Below are 18,411 nucleotides of genomic sequence, written 5' to 3'. Positions count from 1 at the left end.
TCCGTTTTGAGCTGCAGATCTGACCACTCGAGTTGGGGAAACCGGCATGTTGCCGGAGTAGGGTGGGGTGCTGATTGCGACCCGTTGTCCCCAGGAGTAACCCGATGAACGTCCCCGCACCGAACGGCCAGCTGGCCAAAACCCTCAAACCGCGGCACCTTTCGATGATCGCGATCGCCGGCGTGATCGGCGCCGGCCTGTTCGTCGGCTCCGGTGCCGCGATTCGGCAGGCCGGGCCCGGAGTCCTGCTGGCCTATGCCGCGGCTGGGCTGGTGGTGATCCTGGTGATGCGGATGCTCGGCGAAATGGCCGCCGCGAATCCGGAGACCGGATCATTCTCCGCATACGCGGACAAGGCGCTCGGCCGCTGGGCGGGGTTCAGCATCGGCTGGCTCTATGCCTGGTTCTGGATCATCGTGCTCGGCATCGAAGCCACCGCGGGCGCGGCGATCGTGCACCGTTGGGTGCCCGGGGTGGATCAGTGGGCCTGGGCGTTGATCTTGATGGTGCTGCTGACCGCGACGAACGTGTTCTCGGTGAAGTCCTTCGGCGAGTTCGAATTCTGGTTCGCCTCGATCAAAGTGGCCGCGATCGTGGTCTTCCTGATCCTGGGCGTCTTGGCGATCTGCGGTTTGCTGCCCGGCGTGCCGGCACCCGGACTGGACAACCTCATCGGCCGGGGCGGGTTCCTGCCGAATGGTCCGGGTGCCGTGCTGGCCGGCATCCTGGTCGTGGTGTTCTCATTTTTCGGCGCAGAGATCGCGACGATCGCGGCCGGGGAGTCGGCGGACCCGGCAACTGCGGTGAAGAAGGCGGTCCGCTCCACGGTGTGGCGGATTCTGGTCTTCTACCTCGGTTCCATTGCGATCGTGGTCATGCTCTTGCCCTGGAACGATGCCAGCGTCGCGAAGAGCCCCTATGTCGCGGTGATGGAGCGGTACGGGATTCCGGGCGCCGGTACGATCATGGACGTCGTGGTGCTGGTCTCCGTGCTGTCTTGCTTGAACTCCGGCCTGTACACCGCCAGCCGGATGATGTTTTCCTTGGCCCGGCGCGGTGATGCACCAAAGGCGTTGCGCCGGATCGAGCGCAGCGGGGTACCCCGTTCCGCGGTTTTGGCCTCGACCGTGGTCGGCTTCATCACGGTTGCGTTGAACTACCTCTACCCGGACACCGTCTTCTTGTTCCTGGTGAACACTTCCGGAGCGATCGCGCTTTTCGTCTGGTTGGTGATCGCCGCCTCGCAATTGGTGCTGCGGAAGCGGATGGGCGCCGCGGCGCGGGATCTGCCGTTGAAAATGTGGCTCTTCCCGTACCTGACTTGGGCCACGATCTCGGCGATCATCGGGCTCATCGTCGGGATGGCCTTCATCGACAGCACCCGGCAGGAGTTGCTGCTTTCCGGCGCGCTCGCCCTGGTGATCATCGGCGTCGGGGTGTTCCGGCAACGTACCTCCGCCGAGCGTTGACTTGTGGCGGGTAAGCGGCGCGGATAACCGACACAAGTCAACGCTCGGTGCGGGAGGCGAAAGAGGCTCGCAGCTTGGTCAGCCCATGCATGCCGTGATAGATCGCCAGGGCCGCTGCGGTGCCCAGCGCGATCCCGGCGAATTGCAGATCACCGATCGTCCAGGTGTAGTTCGCGATCCCGATGATCAGGGCCACCGCGGCGGTGGTCAGGTTGATCGGGTTGCCGAAGTCGACTTTGTTCTGCACCCAGATCCGCACGCCCAGCACGCCGATCATGCCGTACAGCATCGTGGCCGCGCCGCCGAGCACACCGGGCGGAACCGTCGCGATCAGCGCGCCGAACTTCGGCGAGAAGCTCAGCAGCAGGGCGGTCGCCGCGGCGACCCAGTAGGCCGCGGTCGAATACACTTTGGTCGCGGCCATCACGCCGATGTTCTCCGCGTAGGTCGTGGTGCCGGAGCCGCCGCCGAAGCCGGCCAGCGTGGTGGCCAGGCCGTCGGCCATCAGTGCCCGGCCGGCCATCGGGTCCAGGTTGTGCCCGGTCATCAAAGCCACCGACTTCACGTGTCCCACATTCTCCGCGATCAGTACCAGGACCACCGGAATGAACAGCCCGGCCACCGCGATATTGAAGGTCGGGAACTGGAAGTGCGGCAGTCCGATCCAGGCCTGCGCATCGATTGCGGAGAAATCCACTTCGCCTTGGACGACCGCCACCAGATAGCCGACGACGACGCCCACCAGGATCGACAAGCGGCCCAGGATGCCGCGGAACAGCACGGAGACCAGGATGATCACCACGAGCGTGACCAACGCGGTGAGCGGTGCCCGGTCGAAGTTGTCCTTGGCCGACGGCGCGAGGTTCAAACCGATCAGCGCGACAATGGTCCCGGTCACCGCGGGGGGCATCAAGCGGTTGATCCAGGCGGCACCGAAGCGTTGCACCAGAGCGCCGACCAGGAACAGCACGACGCCGGCCATCACCACCCCGCCCAGCGCCCCGGCGACGCCGAATTGGCTTTGCGAGGCCATGATCGGGGCGATGAAAGCGAAACTCGAACCCAGATAGCTGGGCACCTTGCCTCGGGTGAGCAGCAAGAACAGGATCGTGCCGATGCCGGAAAAGAAGAGCGTGGTGGCCGGCGGCATGCCGGTGATGATCGGCACCAGGAAGGTGGCGCCGAACATCGCCACGACGTGCTGCAAGCCGATCCCGATGGTCCGGGGCCAGCTCAGCCGTTCATCGGGGGCGACGACTCCGCCGGGTTCGATGGTCTTGCCGTTGCCGTGGATGCGCCAGCCGAGGCCGGTTTCGCTCATGAAAGTCTCCGATGGAAGAAGGCCGTACAGGGGTTTCAGCTAAGACTAACCGCAACGCCCGGTTCGAGCAGGCGTCTGCCATTCCCGGACGCTGCTGCCGGATCAGCGCAAGCCGAGTGCTTCGTAGAGCTGCTCCCGGCTGTCCGTGAGGTAGGCCCGCATCAGCGTCGCGGCCTGCTCTGCCTCGCCGTCCGAAAGCAGCTGGACGATCTGCCGGTTCCTGGGGATGTAGGGCTCCAGGAAATTCCGCGAATCAGCCATCGAATGGAACGCCAGCCGGACTTCGGCGAGCAGCTGCCGCATCACTTCGGAGACCCGTCTGCTGCCGACGCTGTCGACCAGGGATTGGTGGAAGGCGAGATTGCAGGTGGCGACTTCCATCCAGCGGCCTTCCCGGGCCAGCAGTTCTGCCTGTTCGACGGCGGCCAGGGCCGCGCGCAATTCGGCTGCCCCGGCCGGGCAGTTGGCGACCGCGGCGACTTCGATGAATATCCGCGCGGTGTAAACCTGCAGCACGTCGTCGCGGTCCAGCCGGCGGACGAAGACCCCGCGGTGCAATTCGTGGTTGATCAGCCGTTCGTGCGCGAGCAGCCGGAAGGCCTCGCGCAGCGAATTGCGGGAAACTTGGAGCGAGTCCGCGAGGGACTCCTCAGCCAGTTGGGTCCCCGGGGGGGGGGGGGAGGTCGCCTTCGGAAATTCGCTGCCGGAGCACTTCGGCAACCATCTCGCCGGTGCCAGTTCGCCGGATTTCCGGTTTTTTGCGGGCAAAAAGCACGGCGAAATCGACCTCCGGCTCCATGGTTCTCCTTCCCGACCTTCGGCTTTCAATCTAGTGCATCGCGAGACAGCGAGGATGGTTGAAAAATACCGCGAACGTCGCTCGAGGAGGCCGTCAGCTGACGGTGCGGCTCATAAAATCGGCGCCGTGAGCGGGTCGGGTGCCTGGCGTGCGCGGCCATCATCGCTGATCACCAGCAGACCTTCACGTGCCCAATACTCGAAACCGCCGATCAGTTCGCGCACCCGCGGATATCCGAGTGAAGCCAGGATCAAGGCGCCCCGGGTGCTCCCATTGCAGCCGGGGCCCCAACAATAGACAACGATCGCGGCCGCTTTGTCCGGAACGACCTCGGCGGCCCGGGCAGCAAGATCGGCAATCGGCAGATGTATTGCCCCGGGGATCCGCCCTTGACGCCAAGCCGGCTCCGATCTGACATCGAGCAGCAGCGGCACCTTGCCATTCGCCCGGTCGGCGGCGAGATCGGAAGGGTCGGTTTGGAAGGCCAGTTTCGCAGCGAAAAAGTCCGCCCCGGTGATCGAAGTTTGCATGCTTCAAGTCAAGCGGCAGAGTCCGGGCTCTGGAAGGGCGTTCCGACGCAATGCGGGTCCATTTGCCGTTGAACGGACGTTAATAAATATGGCCCGTATGCCGTTGAAGCAATTATTGGATCTTGATGCCACTGACCGAGCGATCATTGACGAGCTGCAGCGTGATGGGCGAATGAGCACCGCGCAGCTCGCGCGGGCGATCAATTTGTCGGCCAGCGCGACCGGGGAACGTGTGCGACGGCTGACCGAAGGCGGCATCATCACCGGCTTTTTCCGCCACCGTCGATCCGGAAGCCCTCGGCTACCCGGTTGCCGCGTTCGTGCGACTGGCCTATCCCTCCGGAAACTACCGGCCATTCCACGATCTTGTCGATACGACGCCGGAGATCGTGGAAGCCCACCATGTCACCGGCGTCGACTGCTTCATGATCAAAGTCCACGCCCGATCCATGGCCGACCTTGAACGGAGCGCAGGGCGCCTGGCCACGCTGGGCGGTATCACCACTAGCGTGGTCTACTCCAGTCCAGTCCCCTCGCGGCATCTCACCCCGGCCTGACCTGACGGACTCGCTGCTGCGATTCCGCCGGATCAGCGGAATTCAGCCGCCGAGTCCTTCCCGCTTGCCTGGGTCTGCCGGCTAAGCCCAACTGGCAAGTTCTTTCGCGCTGGCTACGGCGTCGGCCACGTCTTCGAGCATCAAACTGTTGTTCACCGAAGCACCGGCGAGCACTCCTTCGGCCATGGACAGACCTACCTGGCCCATCGGGTTCCGCACGTTTCCAGCCAACCAGACTCCGGGAACCACAGTGGAACCGTCCGGATCGGATTCGAAATATTCGCCGATTCCGGCCGGATGCTCGACCGGGACCAGCCCGAGCTGCTTGGCCAGCTCGGCCCTGGCCCGGAATTTGGGCCCGACGACGAGTGCCTCGCTGGCGTGGTGGCGCCCGTCGATCCGGACGCCGGTGAGCCGGCCGGCCTCGCTGTCCACCTGTTGCACCGCGCCGTCCACCACTGAAACCCCGCGCGCGGAGAGCTGGTCGAACTGGTCCTCGCCCGGTTCGACGGCATCGTTGAGGAACAAAGTCACGCTGCTGCTCCATTGCCGGAAGAGCAGCGCCTGGTGCACCGAGAACGGTCCGGTGCCGATGATCCCGATCTGTTGGTCCCGGACTTCCCAGCCGTGGCAATACGGGCAATGCAGCACGGCACGGCCCCAGTGCTCGCGGAGTCCGGGGATTTCCGGCAATTCGTCCACCAGGCCGACCGCCAGGATGATCCGGCGCGCGGCGGCCGCCGTTCCATCCGCAAGCGTCGCGCTGAATCCGCCGGAAGGTTCCTGCTGAACGGATTGCACCCGGCCCGGCCGGACCGTGCCGCCGTAGCCGGTGACCTCGTTCCGGCCGATCCGGTACAGCTCGGCCGGCGCGATGCCTTCGTTGCCGAGCAGGCCGTGGACCCCTGAGGCCGGCGCATTGCGCGGCTCACCGGCGTCGACGAGCAATACTTTCCGACGGGCGCGGGAGAGTGTCAGGGCGGCGCTCAGGCCTGCGGCGCCACCGCCGATGATGATTGCGTCATAGTGTTTTTGCATCTCGCCAGCTTGTCCCACGGGATAAACGATTGGCAAACTTTTTTGCTGTTATGGCAAGATTGGGTCATGGAAACCGATGAGTTACTGGCTTCAGTGGGACCGCGGTTGCGGAATCTCCGCGAGTATCGAAAACTGACCTTGACCCAGGTCGCAGCGAGCACCGGGATTTCGCTCAGCACGCTTTCCCGATTGGAGTCGGGGCAGCGGCGGCCCAACCTGGAGTTGCTCTTGCCGTTGGCCAGGGCGTACGCGGTGCCGTTGGACGACCTGGTCGGCGCACCGGCCACTGGGGATCCGCGGATCCACCTCAAACCGATCAAACGCCACGGCGCCACGATTGTGCCGTTGACCCGGAACCCCGGCGGTATCCAGGCCTATAAGCACGTGCTGCCGGCCGGCTCCGAGTCGCAGGTCCCGGATCCGCGCAGTCATGAGGGCTTCGATTGGATGTACGTGCTCAACGGCCGGCTCCGGTTGGTTCTCGGCGAACAGGACTTGGTCCTGCACCCCGGCGAGGCCGCGGAGTTCGATACCAGAGTGCCGCATTGGTTCGGCCGGGCCGGAACGGAAGCCGTTGAATTCCTGAGCCTGTTCGGCCTGCAGGGCGAACGGATGCATGTACGGACCGGTTCCGAGCCCAGATCCCCGTGATTTCCGGCCGGTTGGGCCGTATTCCACGGGGTTAATTTGGGCTCTATACTGGGTCAACTGTGGATCAGCCAATCGCTCAGGAAGATACCTTCCCCGAAATTCCCGACGTCGGTCGGGCGGCGTCTTCGATCAGCTTCGAGCGGACCGTCGATCGCCGCTTGGTCCATCGGCATTCGCTCAGCGAGGTCTTCCTCACCGATTCCACCCGGCTCGGCCGGGACCGCTTCGGGATCGGCGTGCAATGGCCCAGGTGGCACCTGCTTTACGACGGATACGCGGGATATTACGACGGCCACTTGGTGGCCGAAACGATTCGGCAGATTTCCATCTGCATCGCGCACCGGTACCTCAAGGTGCCGTTCGAGCAGAAATTCCTGCTTTCGGAGATGTCCCTCGAACTGGTTCCCGAAGCCGGTTGGCGGGAGACTGCCAGCACCAATGTGGTGGTCGTGGTCTCGACCGAGGTCCGCTTCCGCAATGGCCTGCTGAGCAGGCTGGACGCGGCCAGCGCCTTTTACGTCGGCGGTGAGCTGGTGGCTCGTGGCAGTTCCGTGGCGCAACTGGTCGCACCGCGGGTCTATCGGCGATTGCGCCGGAATGCGCGGAGTCTGCGCGCGGCTGCCGAGCCCCGGCCGGCGCTTCCCCGGGTGCCGTCGCAGCCGGAGCGAAACACCGTCCTGGACGATTCCAGCCCGGTGCCGTTCTTGGTGGTGGATACCCACCATCCGGTCTTTTTCGACCACCCGCTGGACCATGTGCCCGGCATGCTGCTTTTCGTCGCGGCGCAACAGGCGGCGCAACGTGCGGCCGGGTTCGACCGCAGCCGGATTGTCGCGATGGGCGGTACTTTCGAGCAGCCGATCGAACTCTGGGATCCGGTGCGGTTTTTGGCGGTGCCGACCGATGCCGGCCAGGGCCGGCCCCGGATGCAACCGTGGTCGGTGGAGGTGCTGGTGCACAGCACCGTCCGGGCCCGGATTCAGCTCATCCTGGAGTTTCCGGATCCTGTGGTCACGCCATTTCCGGAGGCGTGAGCGGTTCGAGCGGACCCTCGATCAGTGTGCTGATCCGTGCGTCGCTGCGGGCCTTTTCGGAAAAGACCGTATTGCCGATCGACCACCACATGTTCTTGATCTCTTTGCTGAGTTCACGGCGGTCGGAAATGATTTCCGAAACCATTTGCACGCCGGTGAAGGAACCGACCAGGAACATCGCGAAGGCCTTGGCGTCGACGTCGGGATTGATGTCGCCCTGCTCCTTCGCGGTGAGGGCAAGCTGGGTCATGTCCGCAATCCAGTCGATGTAGGGGCCCGCGACGTCGAGGCCGAAAGTCGGGCCCTCGAAGGTCAACCGGATGCCGGCTTTGACCACGGTGTCGGTTTGCAGCAGATTCGCGAATTCCTGGCAGCTGGCGATCATGACGGCCAGCGCGCGTTGTTCATCCCGGTTGTTTTCGGCGATTTTCTCCTGCACCAACCGGTGCTGCTCGGCAATCACGGCTTTTGCCAGTTCCAGTTTCGAGGAAAAGTGGAAATACACGGCGCCCTTGGTCACCTTGGCTTCTTCCGCGGCCAAGGCGAGGTTGGATCCGTTGAAGCCGAACTGGTTGAATACCCGGGCCGCGCCGAGCAGAATCAGCGAGCGGGTGGCCAGCGCCCTTTCTTGCATGGTATGAATTTCCGTTCAATTAGGCTGGGATAGCGAAGTCCGCACCCGTTCGCTTACCGAGGAGACCCGCGTTCATGACGAGGATTCTGCTGATCGGTTCTACCGGTTTCATCGGTCGTCAGATCCTGGCCGCATGGTCTGCGTCCACGACCCCGGAGCCCCGGGTGCTATTGCGGAATCGGTCGGCAGGGTCCGACGATTCACAATTCATCGGCGACTTGAACCACCCGGCCAGCTTACAAGAGGCCATGGATGGAATCGAAATTGTGGTGAACGCCACGTCCTACCTGGGATCGGACCCCGAGGCGGCGGAGCGGCTGTACCTCCAGGGCACCGCCAACCTCCTGGACGCCGCAGCCCGGGCAGGGGTCAGCCGGTGCCTCCAGATGAGCACGGCAGCGGTCTACGGCTCGGGCCCGCACCGGGGAATCGGCGTTCTGGACCAGTCGGCGAACCCGGAGTCGATGATTAGCCGCCACCGCTCGATCGCGGATCAGATGGTGCTCGACGCCGGCGGCACCGTGCTGCGCCCTTATCTGGTGTACGGTCCGGCGGACCGGTGGTTCATCCCGGGCGTGGTGAAGCTTTTCCGGAGGCTGGGCAGCCAAATCGAGCATGGCAGCGCGCGGCTTTCGCTGATCAGCTCGGTCGAGCTGGGCCGGTTGGTGGCGGCTCTGGCGCTGGCCGAAGGCCCGATCGGCGGCATCTTCCATGCAGCCGCTCCCGAACCGGTGCGATTGTCCGAACTCGTGGCGCAGATCGAGTCGCAGATCGGTCCACTGGGCTTGTCGGGCTCGGTTTCGCTGCCGCGGGCGCAGGAGCTGCTCGGCGACGCCGGGTTCAGCCGGCACCAGGTCAGCATGATCGGCGTCGACGGCTGGCTCGATGCGGCACCGCTCTGGAATCGCTCCGGGTTGCCGCCGTCGTCGTTTTCGTTGGCGGAGCCGGCCACGCGTGCCTGGTACCGCAGCCGGATCGGGACTTGATCCGGTCACGGAACCGGTGAAATCCGGACCCAGCGCCACGCACTACGATGCTGCTATGACGGAACACGGCCACCAGCACGGAACCCAGGCGCACAGCCACGGCTCCGCCGGGCATAACCACGGTGCCGGTGTGCACCGGACCAGGATCGCCATCGCGCTCGGCATCACTTTGGCGGTCTTCGTCTTCCAAGTGATCGGCTCGATCATCACGGGGTCTTTGGCCTTGCTTTTCGACTCCGCCCATGTGCTCACCGATGCCGGCGGGTTGGTGATGGCGCTGATCGCGGCTTGGCTGGCGGGCAAGCCGACTTCGGACAAGCGGAGTTGGGGATTCGCCCGGGCCGAAGTGCTGGCGGCCACCGCACAAGCCGCGTTGTTGTTGGGCGTGGGGCTGTTCGTGCTGATCGAGGGTATTGACCGGTTGATCAACCCCAGCTATGTCGCGAGCAATGAAATGATCGTCTTCGGGGTGATCGGCCTGTTGGGCAATGTCGTCTCCTTGCTGGTGCTGGCCACCGGGCGCAAAGCCAATTTCAATATGCGGGCGGCATTCCTTGAGGTGCTCAACGACGCGCTCGGTTCGGTTGCCGTGATCGTCGCGGCGATCATCATCAGCACCACCGGCTGGGTTCAGGCGGACGCCTTGGTCGCGATGCTGATCGGCATGCTGATCTTGCCGCGCACCGTGAAACTGCTCTGGGAGACCATCAACGTGCTGCTCGAATCAACGCCCAAGGGCCTCGACGTCGCGCAGCTGCGGGATCACTTGTTGGGGGTGCCGCACGTGCTCGAAGTGCACGACTTGCACGTGACCCAGATCGCCACCGGGCTCCCGGTGCTGACCGCGCACATCGTGGTGGAAGAGGAATGTTTCCACGACGGCCATGCGCCGCAGATGTTGGATCAATTGCAGCAATGCGTCGCCGGGCATTTCGACGTCAGCATCGAACACTCCACCTTCCAGTTGGAGCCGGCCAAGCACACGGAACACGAATCAGGCGTGCACGCCTAGCCGATGACGCCGTCGACCAGGGCCTTCGCCTCTGCCTGGACCAGCTGGAGGTGCGCGTCGCCCTTGAAGGATTCGGCGTAGATCTTGTAGACGTCCTCGGTGCCGGACGGGCGTGCCGCGAACCAAGCGTTCGCGGTGGTAACCTTGAGCCCGCCGATCGGCGCGCCGTTGCCGGGCGCTTCGGTGAGTTTGGCGGTGATCGGCTCACCGGCCAGTTCGGTGGCGACGACGTCGGAGGCGGCCAGCCGGCCGAGCTTCGCCTTCTGCTCCCGGCTCGCTGCCGCGTCCACCCGTGCGTACGACGGCGCACCGAACTTCTCGGTCAGCCGGGCATAGTGCTGCGAGGGCGAGGCGCCGGTGACCGCGGCGATCTCGGAAGCCAGCAAGGCCAGCAGGATCCCGTCCTTGTCCGTGGTCCAGACCTTGCCGTTGCGCCGGACGAAAGACGCCCCGGCCGATTCTTCGCCGCCGAAGACGCCGGAGCCGGAAAGCAGGCCGGGCACGAACCATTTGAAGCCCACTGGCACCTCGATGAGCTTCCGGCCCAGTTCCGCGGCCACCCGGTCGATGATCGAAGAGGAGACCAGGGTCTTCCCCACACCGGCATCGGCGGGCCATTGTTTCCGGTGCGTGTAGAGGTATTGGATCGCGACGGCCAGGAAGTGGTTGGGGTTCATCAGGCCGGCGTCCGGGGTCACGATGCCGTGCCGGTCGGCGTCGGCGTCATTGCCGGTGGCGATGTCGAAATCCGCAGCCTTGCTGATCAACGAAGCCATCGCAAACGGCGAAGAGCAGTCCATCCGGATCTTCTCGTCCCAGTCCAGGGTCATGAACGCCCATTGCGGGTCGATGGTCGGGTTGACCACGGTCAAGTCCAAGTGGTGCCGTTCGCTGATCTCGCCCCAGTAATCCACCGAAGCGCCGCCCATCGGGTCGGCCCCGATCCGCACCCCGGCAGCCCGGATCGCATCCAGATCCAAGACTTCGGGGAGCACGTCGACATAGCTGGAGAGGAAGTCGAAGCTGCCGGCTTGGTTCAGTGCGGTGGTCAGCGGAACCCGCTTCACGCCGTCGAGCCGGTTCTCCAACAGCTGGTTGGCACGGTTGGCGATCCACGTGGTGGCATCGCTGTCCGCGGGTCCGCCATGCGGCGGGTTGTACTTGAATCCACCGTCGCCGGGCGGATTGTGCGAAGGCGTGACCACGATGCCGTCCGCCTGGTCCGGGTGCGTTACCGGGCCGTGGTTGTAGCTCAGCACGGCGTGGCTCAACGCTGGGGTCGGGGTGAACCCGTGCCGGGCGTCGATCAGCACTTGGACCCCGTTGCCGACCAAGACCTCGAGCGCGGAGTTCTGGGCCGGCTCGGACAGCGCATGCGTGTCCTTGGCCAGGAACAGCGGTCCGGCGATGCCCTGGCTGCGCCGGTATTCGACGATCGCCTGGCTGGTAGCCAGGATGTGGTCCTCGTTGAACGAAGTCTTCAGGCTGCTTCCGCGGTGCCCGGAAGTGCCGAAGACCACCCGTTGGTCCGGGTTCGCCGGATCCGGTTTTTCGTCGTAATAAGCATCGAGCAGGTCGGTCAGGTCGACCAAGTCGGTGGGGAGGGCAACAGTACCCGCGCGGCTAGCCATGCTCTAAGCATGCCAGAGTGCGCCGCAGCCGGCATCAACCAGCCGGGGCATCCGCTCAAGGCACTCCGGCCATCAGCTTCCGGACCGGTTTGGTCGAGGCTGCCAGCGCGATGCCCAGCAGGATCGCGACGCCGCCGATGGTGAGGAAGTACGGCAGCTCGTTTTCGGTGTTGTAATAACCGGCCAGCACTCCGGAAAGCGTGGTGCCCAGGGAGAGCGAAAGGAAAAACAGCGCCACCATTTGCGTGTGGAAGGCTTTCGGCGCCAGTTTGGTCGCCAGCGAAAGCCCTACCGGGGAGATCAACAGTTCCGCCATGGTGAACAGGAAGAGGATTCCGGCCAGCGCCAGCAGCGGCACCGACGCAGTGGTGGTCAGCGGAAGGAAGCAGAGGAAGGCTCCGCCCATCACGACCAAGGCCAGGGAGAACTTGATCGGCGTGCTCGGCTGCCGGCTGCCCAGCTTGGTCCACAGCGCCGCGAACACCCCGGCGAAGACGATGATGAAGATCGGGTTGATCGACTGCACCCAGGCGGCCGGCATTTCCCAACCGAAGAGGTTGCGGTCCAGCCGCTGGTCCGCGTAGATCGGCAAGACCGTGAACTGCTGCTGGAAGAGCGACCAGAATGCGGTGCTTGCGAGGAACAGCGGGATGAACGAGTAGACCCGGCTGCGTTCCAGCCCGGACACCTTTCGGCTGCCCAGGATCACGCTGAAATAGGCGATGGTGGCGGCCACGACCACTCCGACGACCACCCATTTGAGGTTCTGTGCCGTGATCCAGCCCAAGAGCACCGCGACCGCGATCGCCACGACGGCGGCAGCGCCGATCCCGAAGACCATCGGGAATTGCTTCCGGGGCAGTGGGTTGGGCACCGCGCGGGCCTCGTCCGGAAGCGATTTGCGGGTCAGTGCGTATTGGGTCAGGCCGAGCGCCATGCCCACTGCGGCGGCTCCGAAGCCCCAGTGGAATCCGTAGTCGTTCATCAGCCAACCGGTGACCAGCGGGCCGATGAAACCGCCCGCGTTGATGCCCATGTAGAAAATCGAGAAGCCGGCATCGCGGCGTTCGTCTTTTTCGCTGTACAGCGCACCGACGATCGAACTGGCGTTGGCCTTCAACCCGCCGGAGCCGACGGCGACCAGGAGCAAGCCGATGCCGAGTCCCAGTGCGCCGGGGATCAAGGCGAGGGCGATGTGGCCGGCCATGATCAAGCCGCCGGAGAAGAAGAGGACCCGTTCCGAACCCAGGATCCGGTCGGCCACCCAGGCGCCGAGGATGGTGGACAGGTAGACCACGCCGCCATAGGAACCGACCAGGCCGGTGGCCGTGATCTTGTCGATGCCGAGCCCGCCGTCGGTCACCGAGAAGTAGATGTAGAAGGCAAGGATCGCTTGCATGCCGTAGTAGGAGAAGCGTTCCCACAGTTCAATGCTGAACAGGTTGAAAAGCGGGAACGGCTGGCCGAAGAAGGTGCGGCCAGCTGGTTTCTCAGGCGTGACGGCGTGGTTTGTGTTGATGCTCACTTGCTCTATTTTTGCACTCTGTCAGGAGCCTGTCATATTGGCCGCGGTATCCGATCGGGCACTCGGCTTCAAATCAGCTGAGAAACCGCGGCTCGATTCGTGTTTCCTCGACGGAATCAGCGACCTTCCGCACGATGTAGCCGCCCTTCCCCGCACGCTCGGCGACCGCCTCCACCAAGCTGGTGCCGCGATAGACCAGGCCGACGCCGTCGTCCGAACAATGCGTCTCCGGCAACTCGCCGGCGGCCACCAAGGCATGGACCAAGGGCCGTCGCCGGGCCTCCGAATCGTAATGCACGCCGTTGCCGTAGGGGAGCAGGGCCAAGCCGTTGCCCACACCGCGCAGCTCCGGGCCGAACGAATCGGTGGTGCCGCCTTGGAACCAGCAGATCGAACCGGCAGAAACTCCGCCCAGTACGACGCCGGCTTGCCAGACCCGGCGGAAAATCTGGTCCAGACCGTGCGCCCGCCAGACTGCGAGCAGATTCACCACCGAGCCGCCGCCTACCCACACCAGATCCTGGGCCAGCAGATGCGCCTCGATGTCGGGCACGTTCGGCATGCCGAAGAGGTTCAGGTTGGTCAGCTCGAAGCCCGCCACCCGGGCGGCGTCGGCCAGCTGCGCGGCGAACCAGCGCTGATCCCCCGAAGCGGTGCCGAGGTGGGTCACCCTGGGTGCCCGGCCGGCCACGCCGGAGAGCTCGACGCCGTGGTGCACCAGGGGTGCGAATTCCAGCTCGGTGCGCGCGCCGGGCCGGTAGCCGCCCGAGGTGGCGAGGATCGTGGGTTCGCTGGCCGCCATCTGTTACTCCCTTGCTCCGCAACGGTTCTACCGCCCGATTGATCTCACTATAAGCTGAGGCGCAGACAGTGCAGCAGGCAAGGAAAGCAACGGAAGGACGATGCCCCGATGAGCGACATCGACAGCGTTTCAGTCGAAGAGCTGGCCGCCGGTACGAAGATCCTGGACGTACGCGAAGCCTACGAATGGGAAGAGGGGCACATCGCGGGCGCAGTGCACATTCCGCTCGACGAGCTGCCGCTCCGGTTCGAAGAGCTCGATCCGGACGAGGATCTTTACGTGATCTGCCGCAGCGGTGGCCGGTCTTTCCGAGCGGTGCAGTGGCTCAACGCGCAAGGCTATTCCGCGCTCAACGTCATCGGCGGCATGGGTGCCTGGCAGGATGCGGACAAACCCATGGTCTCGGAAAACGGCCGGGCCCCGCAGGTGCGTTAGTTGCATTCTCCGAGAGGAATATAAGCATGGATACCTACACATTCTTGGGGCCGGAGGGCACCTTCACCGAAATGGCGCTGCTCAAGGTGCCTGGTGCTGCCGAGGCTGTGCGGGTGCCATCGGTGAATGCCGCGGCTGCCTTGGCGAAGGTGCGGTCCGGTGAATGCGATGCAGCAATGCTCCCGATTGAGAATTCGGTCGAAGGCGGAGTTTCGGCGACGCTCGATGCGATCGCCAGCGGCCAAGCGCTCCGGATCATCCGCGAGGTAATCGTGCCGGTGAGTTTTGTGCTCGCGGCGCAGCCCGGCGTGGACCTCGGCTCGGTGGTCCGGGTGGGCACCCATCCGCATGCCTGGGCGCAAACCCGGATCTGGGCCGACCGAAATATTCCTAATGCAGAATATATTCCGGTGACGTCGACCGGAGCAGCTGCCCATGCCCTGGTTTCCGGGGCCCCGGACTACCAAGCGGCAATTTGTGCCCGACCGGTCGCCGAGCGGCTCGGCTTGGCGATCCTGGCCGAGAACATCGAAGACAATTCCGGCGCGGTGACCCGATTCGTCCTGGTCGCCAGGCCGGGAGCACTGCCAGAAGCCACTGGCGCGGACAAAACCACCGTGGCGATTCCGCTGCCCGAGGACCGGCCGGGCGCCTTGATGGAAATCCTGGACCAATTCGCCACCCGGGGCGTCAACTTGAGCCGGATCGAGTCCCGGCCGACCGGTCAGTTCCTGGGCCACTACTTCTTCAGCATCGATGCCGACGGGCACATCGCCGAGGCCAGGATGGCCGAGGCGCTGCGTGCCCTGCACCGGATCAGTCCGCAGATCCGGTTCATGGGTTCGTATCCCCGAGCGGACGCGCAAGTTCCGGAGATTCCGGCGCACACCACCGACCGGGTCTTCGACCAGGCGCAGCGCTGGTTCGACGGGTTGCTCGCGGAATAGGCAATGCGGGCAGATCCCGGGCCGGGCGTCTATGCTTTCCTGCAAGTGGTCGAGTCAACAGGAGGAAGCATGACTGAGAACGTCGATAGCAATGCCGACGGCACCATCGTCAATCCGGACGCGGTTTATGATCCGGAGCTGGACTACGACGCGGTCGGCGACCTCGGCGATGAGGCCAACGACTTGCGGTTCAATGAAGAGGAAGCTTTGATCCGGCAGCAGGCGCAACCGGAAGCGGACGCCGACTAGCTCCGGAGCGTTTCAGCCGGTCGGTCCGGCTGCCGGTCAGGAAGCCCGGGCAGCCCAACGGCCGTGTTCTTCTGGGGCGTGATCCGGGTTCACCCGGACGGTGAGCGCGCGTTTTTCGACGGCGACGGTGACCTTGGTGGCTTTGCCCGCCGGGTCGCCGTCGAGCTGGGTCTCTTCCGGCACCGCAGTGCGCAGCACGATGGTTTCGGCGCGGTAGAAGTCGATCACCGGCAGCTTGCGATTGTGCTTGAACAGCACTTTGCCCATCATCGCGATCCAGCCCAGCGCGCTGCGCGGGCTGATCACGACGACGTCCAGGATCCCGTCGTCGATGAGCGCGCCGGGGATGAAATCGATGCCGCCCGGCAGCAGTCCGCAATTGGCGAACAGCACCGAGCGGACTTTGCGCTGCTGGCTGGGGGCGTCGTCGAGCGCGACCGCGACTTTTTTCCGTCGCCCAGGGAGGTGCCGCACCCCGGCTTCGCTGTAGGCGAGCCAGCCGACCGACTTCTTCAAACCGTCATTGGTGTCGCCGACCACTTCGGCGTCCATGCCGATGCCGGCGATCACCAAGAAGGTGTGCGTCGAGTGTGCTCCGGAGACCGAGTTCTCCAGTTCCATGGTCGCGGTGTCCACCCGGCGTTGGTAGCCGAACAAAGCGGTGCGGACATTGGCGTCGACGTTGTTGATGTCCAGGTCGAGGTTCCGGGCCAGCAGGTTCCCGGTGCCCAACGGGACCAAACCCATCGCCACCGGAGTGTGTTTGAGGACCTCCGCGACCACCCGCACGGTCCCGTCTCCGCCGCCGACCACCACGACGTCGGCCCCCCAGTTCAGGGCTTGCCGGGTTTGCGCATAGCCGGGATCTGCAACCGTGGTTTCCAAAAACAGCGGCTCCGGCCAGCCGGCGTCGGCGATCGCGGCCCGGATCGCCGACCTGGCCTGGTTCGCCTGGGCCTTGACCGGGTTCAAAACCACGGCGACCTTCTGCGGTCCGGACGGTCCGGGCTGTGCCGGTTCGCCGACCGCGCTCCGGTTGTGCTTCCGGCCCAACTTCCGGACCCCCCACCAGCTTGCGATGGAAAGGACCACTGCGCCGACGGCGATCAGTGTGATCCAGAGTGCGGGAGTCATAGTCTTCCTACAATAGTCCGTGCCAACTGCTGTGCTGCCTGATTAACGTGCGACGGCCGAATTAGTCCCGGGTGCCTCGCAAGTCCACAGCCACTCCCTTGCCTCGCAAGCGAGGCTCGGGGCCCTCGGGTTATAGCGCCGATAACCCTCCCAAGCCTCGCAAGCGAGGCTCGGGGCCCTCGGGTTATAGGCTTAGCTTCATGATCGATGTCAAAGACCTTTGTGAGAATCCGGATGTCTACCGAGCCAGCCAGCGTGCGCGCGGCGACAAGGAATCCCTGGTGGACTCGATCATTTCCGCGGACCAGTCCCGGAAGCACGCGATCACCTCCTTTGAGGCCTTGCGGGCCGAACAGAATGCCTTCGGGAAAAAGGTCGCCGCGGCCAAGGGCGAAGCGAAGCAGGAGTTGCTCGGCCAGGTCAAGGAGCTCGCCGGTCAGGTCAAAACCGCTGCAGCGGCGGCCGACGCGGCGCAGGCCGAGCTGGACGAACTGCTGAGGGCGTTCCCGAACCTGATCATCGACGGCGTGCCCACTGGCGGCGAGGCCGACTTCGAGCTGGTCAAAACGGTGGGCGAGCCGCGGGATTTTTCGGCGGCCGGGTTCGAACCCCGGGATCATCTGGAGGTCGGCGAGTTGATCGGCGGCATCGACATGGAGCGTGGCGCGAAGGTCTCCGGTGCCCGGTTCAGTTTCCTCAAAGGCCCGGTGGCCAGGCTTGAAATCGCGCTCATGAACATGGCGCTCGATCAGGCTCTGCGGTATGGCTTCATTCCGATGATCACGCCGACCCTGGTCCGCCCGGAGACCATGGCGGGGACCGGATTCGATGTCAAGCACGATGACGAGATCTACCGCCTGGAAAAGGACGATCTCTACCTGGTCGGCACCTCGGAGGTGGCTCTGGCCGGTTACCACGGCGATGAGATCATCGACCTGTCGAAGGGGCCGCTGCGTTATGCCGGTTGGTCATCCTGCTACCGCCGCGAGGCCGGTTCGGCCGGCAAGGACACCCGGGGCATCATTCGGGTACACCAGTTCAACAAGCTCGAGATGTTCGTGTACACCACCTTGGACGAAGCCGAAGCGGAACACGCGAGGCTGCTGGCCTGGGAAGAGGAAATGCTGGCGAACCTCGGGGTGCCGTATCGGGTGATCGATACCGCCGCCGGAGATTTGGGGCTTTCCGCGGCGCGCAAATTCGACTGCGAAGCCTGGATTCCGAGTCAGGGCCAGTACCGCGAATTGACCTCGACCTCGAATTGCACGGGTTTCCAGGCGCGCCGGCTCAATATCCGGGAGCGGATCCCCGGCGTCGACGCCAAAGGCACCAGGCCGGTGGCCACCCTGAACGGAACCCTGGCAACTACGCGTTGGATCGTGGCGATTTTGGAGAACCATCAAAATGCCGACGGCACGGTCACGGTCCCGGAAAGGCTCCGCCCCTACCTCGGCGGCTTGGAAACGTTCGAGCTGGTCTGAGGCCGCTCCTGCTCAAAACCGCTACTTTATTAAAGTAGAACCTGGCTTATCATCCGCTAAAGGTAGACAGGCGGCGAGCTGGTGTCCATAAAGTAACGGTTTTGGGCGCAGTTGAAGCGGCAAGGTTAACATTCACACTGGGGATGGGCCTGTGAATATTCACCTGTAGTTCACGG

19 protein-coding genes and 1 pseudogene are annotated in these 18,411 nt (G+C 64.5%); 11 read left to right on the top strand and 9 right to left on the bottom strand.

Annotation, left to right across the window (positions count from 1 at the left end; translation table 11 throughout):
* The first annotated feature begins 104 nt into the window (after positions 1 to 104).
* Positions 105 to 1,469 (top strand): amino acid permease, encoded by a 1,365-nt coding sequence (locus JOE69_RS09450; RefSeq protein WP_309798123.1) that lies wholly within the window; start codon positions 105 to 107, stop codon positions 1,467 to 1,469.
* Between the two features lie 37 nt (positions 1,470 to 1,506).
* Here JOE69_RS09450 and JOE69_RS09445 read toward each other — a convergent pair whose 3' ends face one another.
* From JOE69_RS09445 to JOE69_RS09435, 3 genes are all read right to left on the bottom strand, one after another.
* The gene (locus JOE69_RS09445) at positions 1,507 to 2,790 is read right to left on the bottom strand and encodes a uracil-xanthine permease family protein (RefSeq protein WP_309798120.1); all 1,284 of its coding nucleotides are present in this window, start codon (positions 2,788 to 2,790) and stop codon (positions 1,507 to 1,509) included.
* A gap of 102 nt (positions 2,791 to 2,892) precedes the next feature.
* The gene (locus JOE69_RS09440) at positions 2,893 to 3,510 is read right to left on the bottom strand and encodes a GntR family transcriptional regulator (RefSeq protein WP_309798118.1); all 618 of its coding nucleotides are present in this window, start codon (positions 3,508 to 3,510) and stop codon (positions 2,893 to 2,895) included.
* A gap of 189 nt (positions 3,511 to 3,699) precedes the next feature.
* Positions 3,700 to 4,119, bottom strand: a complete 420-nt coding sequence (locus JOE69_RS09435) for a rhodanese-like domain-containing protein (RefSeq protein WP_309798116.1) — start codon at positions 4,117 to 4,119, stop codon at positions 3,700 to 3,702.
* Here JOE69_RS09435 and JOE69_RS09430 point away from each other — a divergent pair.
* A pseudogene (locus JOE69_RS09430) lies at positions 4,118 to 4,324 on the top strand (AsnC family transcriptional regulator); the annotation flags it as partial. The gene JOE69_RS09435 and the pseudogene JOE69_RS09430 overlap by 2 nt on opposite strands.
* Before the next feature lie 115 nt (positions 4,325 to 4,439).
* On the top strand, positions 4,440 to 4,676 hold the full coding sequence (locus tag JOE69_RS09420; protein WP_343876516.1) for an Lrp/AsnC ligand binding domain-containing protein: 237 nt from the start codon (positions 4,440 to 4,442) through the stop codon (positions 4,674 to 4,676).
* An 81-nt stretch (positions 4,677 to 4,757) separates the two neighbouring features.
* On the opposite strand, the gene JOE69_RS09415 is transcribed toward JOE69_RS09420, so the two are convergent.
* Positions 4,758 to 5,714, bottom strand: a complete 957-nt coding sequence (locus JOE69_RS09415; protein WP_309798114.1) for an NAD(P)/FAD-dependent oxidoreductase — start codon at positions 5,712 to 5,714, stop codon at positions 4,758 to 4,760.
* Positions 5,715 to 5,780: 66 nt separating this feature from the next.
* Here JOE69_RS09415 and JOE69_RS09410 point away from each other — a divergent pair, with 66 nt between their 5' ends.
* Together JOE69_RS09410 and JOE69_RS09405 are read left to right on the top strand one after the other, a co-directional pair.
* Complete coding sequence (locus JOE69_RS09410) at positions 5,781 to 6,365, top strand: helix-turn-helix domain-containing protein (protein WP_309798112.1); 585 nt, start codon at positions 5,781 to 5,783, stop codon at positions 6,363 to 6,365.
* A 59-nt stretch (positions 6,366 to 6,424) separates the two neighbouring features.
* Positions 6,425 to 7,399, top strand: a complete 975-nt coding sequence (locus JOE69_RS09405; RefSeq protein WP_309798110.1) for a ScbA/BarX family gamma-butyrolactone biosynthesis protein — start codon at positions 6,425 to 6,427, stop codon at positions 7,397 to 7,399.
* Here JOE69_RS09405 and JOE69_RS09400 read toward each other — a convergent pair.
* A complete protein-coding gene (locus tag JOE69_RS09400; RefSeq protein ID WP_309798108.1) occupies positions 7,377 to 8,033 on the bottom strand; it encodes a ScbR family autoregulator-binding transcription factor in 657 nt (218 codons plus the stop codon). The two genes, JOE69_RS09405 and JOE69_RS09400, sit on opposite strands and share 23 nt — an antisense overlap.
* Positions 8,034 to 8,107: 74 nt before the next feature.
* Here JOE69_RS09400 and JOE69_RS09395 point away from each other — a divergent pair, with 74 nt between their 5' ends.
* Positions 8,108 to 9,019: an NAD-dependent epimerase/dehydratase family protein gene (locus JOE69_RS09395; RefSeq protein WP_309798106.1), complete on the top strand. Its 912-nt coding sequence runs from the start codon at positions 8,108 to 8,110 to the stop codon at positions 9,017 to 9,019.
* 55 nt (positions 9,020 to 9,074) lie between these two features.
* Positions 9,075 to 10,031, top strand: a complete 957-nt coding sequence (locus JOE69_RS09390; protein WP_309798104.1) for a cation diffusion facilitator family transporter — start codon at positions 9,075 to 9,077, stop codon at positions 10,029 to 10,031.
* On the opposite strand, the gene pgm is transcribed toward JOE69_RS09390, so the two are convergent.
* The 3 genes from pgm to JOE69_RS09375 form a co-directional block, all read right to left on the bottom strand.
* A complete protein-coding gene (gene pgm / locus JOE69_RS09385) occupies positions 10,028 to 11,662 on the bottom strand; it encodes a phosphoglucomutase (alpha-D-glucose-1,6-bisphosphate-dependent) (protein WP_309798101.1) in 1,635 nt (544 codons plus the stop codon). The genes JOE69_RS09390 and pgm overlap by 4 nt on opposite strands.
* 55 nt (positions 11,663 to 11,717) lie before the next feature.
* The gene (locus tag JOE69_RS09380; RefSeq protein ID WP_309798099.1) at positions 11,718 to 13,187 is read right to left on the bottom strand and encodes a peptide MFS transporter; all 1,470 of its coding nucleotides are present in this window, start codon (positions 13,185 to 13,187) and stop codon (positions 11,718 to 11,720) included.
* Between the two features lie 73 nt (positions 13,188 to 13,260).
* Positions 13,261 to 13,989, bottom strand: coding sequence for a Type 1 glutamine amidotransferase-like domain-containing protein (locus JOE69_RS09375; protein WP_309798096.1), 729 nt, complete (start codon positions 13,987 to 13,989; stop codon positions 13,261 to 13,263).
* Positions 13,990 to 14,097: 108 nt separating this feature from the next.
* Between JOE69_RS09375 and JOE69_RS09370 the strand changes: the two genes are divergently transcribed.
* The 3 genes from JOE69_RS09370 to JOE69_RS09360 all read left to right on the top strand — a co-directional run bounded on the left by JOE69_RS09370 (position 14,098) and on the right by JOE69_RS09360 (position 15,620).
* Entirely contained in the window at positions 14,098 to 14,424 is a 327-nt protein-coding gene (locus tag JOE69_RS09370) for a rhodanese-like domain-containing protein (protein ID WP_309798094.1), read from the top strand.
* Between the two features lie 26 nt (positions 14,425 to 14,450).
* Positions 14,451 to 15,371 carry a prephenate dehydratase gene (gene pheA / locus JOE69_RS09365; RefSeq protein WP_309798092.1) on the top strand — a complete coding sequence of 307 codons (921 nt, stop codon included), beginning with the start codon at positions 14,451 to 14,453 and terminating at the stop codon, positions 15,369 to 15,371.
* A gap of 69 nt (positions 15,372 to 15,440) precedes the next feature.
* Positions 15,441 to 15,620, top strand: a complete 180-nt coding sequence (locus JOE69_RS09360; protein ID WP_309798090.1) for a hypothetical protein — start codon at positions 15,441 to 15,443, stop codon at positions 15,618 to 15,620.
* A gap of 36 nt (positions 15,621 to 15,656) precedes the next feature.
* Here the strand turns inward: JOE69_RS09360 and JOE69_RS09355 are convergent, their stop codons facing one another.
* Positions 15,657 to 16,754 (bottom strand): diacylglycerol/lipid kinase family protein, encoded by a 1,098-nt coding sequence (locus tag JOE69_RS09355; RefSeq protein ID WP_309798088.1) that lies wholly within the window; start codon positions 16,752 to 16,754, stop codon positions 15,657 to 15,659.
* A gap of 200 nt (positions 16,755 to 16,954) precedes the next feature.
* On the opposite strand from JOE69_RS09355, the gene serS reads away from it, so the two are divergent.
* On the top strand, positions 16,955 to 18,235 hold the full coding sequence (serS, locus tag JOE69_RS09350; RefSeq protein WP_309798086.1) for a serine--tRNA ligase: 1,281 nt from the start codon (positions 16,955 to 16,957) through the stop codon (positions 18,233 to 18,235).
* Positions 18,236 to 18,411: the final 176 nt, after the last annotated feature.

It is taken from the genome of Arthrobacter russicus, assembly GCF_031454135.1.
Classification (GTDB): Bacteria; Actinomycetota; Actinomycetes; order Actinomycetales; family Micrococcaceae; genus Renibacterium; species Renibacterium russicum.
This window is presented reverse-complemented; position numbering and strand designations above follow the sequence as displayed.

Excerpts from the sequence above, each read along its gene's own strand:
- JOE69_RS09450 (WP_309798123.1), top strand. The coding sequence starts at position 105 with ATGAACGTCCCCGCACCGAACGGCCAGCTGGCCAAAACCCTCAAACCG.
- JOE69_RS09445 (WP_309798120.1), bottom strand. The coding sequence starts at position 2,790 with ATGAGCGAAACCGGCCTCGGCTGGCGCATCCACGGCAACGGCAAGACC.
- JOE69_RS09435 (WP_309798116.1), bottom strand. The coding sequence starts at position 4,119 with ATGCAAACTTCGATCACCGGGGCGGACTTTTTCGCTGCGAAACTGGCC.
- JOE69_RS09415 (WP_309798114.1), bottom strand. The coding sequence starts at position 5,714 with ATGCAAAAACACTATGACGCAATCATCATCGGCGGTGGCGCCGCAGGC.
- JOE69_RS09410 (WP_309798112.1), top strand. The coding sequence starts at position 5,781 with ATGGAAACCGATGAGTTACTGGCTTCAGTGGGACCGCGGTTGCGGAAT.
- JOE69_RS09400 (WP_309798108.1), bottom strand. The coding sequence starts at position 8,033 with ATGCAAGAAAGGGCGCTGGCCACCCGCTCGCTGATTCTGCTCGGCGCG.
- JOE69_RS09395 (WP_309798106.1), top strand. The coding sequence starts at position 8,108 with ATGACGAGGATTCTGCTGATCGGTTCTACCGGTTTCATCGGTCGTCAG.
- JOE69_RS09390 (WP_309798104.1), top strand. The coding sequence starts at position 9,075 with ATGACGGAACACGGCCACCAGCACGGAACCCAGGCGCACAGCCACGGC.
- pgm (WP_309798101.1), bottom strand. The coding sequence starts at position 11,662 with ATGGCTAGCCGCGCGGGTACTGTTGCCCTCCCCACCGACTTGGTCGAC.
- JOE69_RS09375 (WP_309798096.1), bottom strand. The coding sequence starts at position 13,989 with ATGGCGGCCAGCGAACCCACGATCCTCGCCACCTCGGGCGGCTACCGG.
- JOE69_RS09370 (WP_309798094.1), top strand. The coding sequence starts at position 14,098 with ATGAGCGACATCGACAGCGTTTCAGTCGAAGAGCTGGCCGCCGGTACG.
- pheA (WP_309798092.1), top strand. The coding sequence starts at position 14,451 with ATGGATACCTACACATTCTTGGGGCCGGAGGGCACCTTCACCGAAATG.
- JOE69_RS09360 (WP_309798090.1), top strand. The coding sequence starts at position 15,441 with ATGACTGAGAACGTCGATAGCAATGCCGACGGCACCATCGTCAATCCG.
- JOE69_RS09355 (WP_309798088.1), bottom strand. The coding sequence starts at position 16,754 with ATGACTCCCGCACTCTGGATCACACTGATCGCCGTCGGCGCAGTGGTC.
- serS (WP_309798086.1), top strand. The coding sequence starts at position 16,955 with ATGATCGATGTCAAAGACCTTTGTGAGAATCCGGATGTCTACCGAGCC.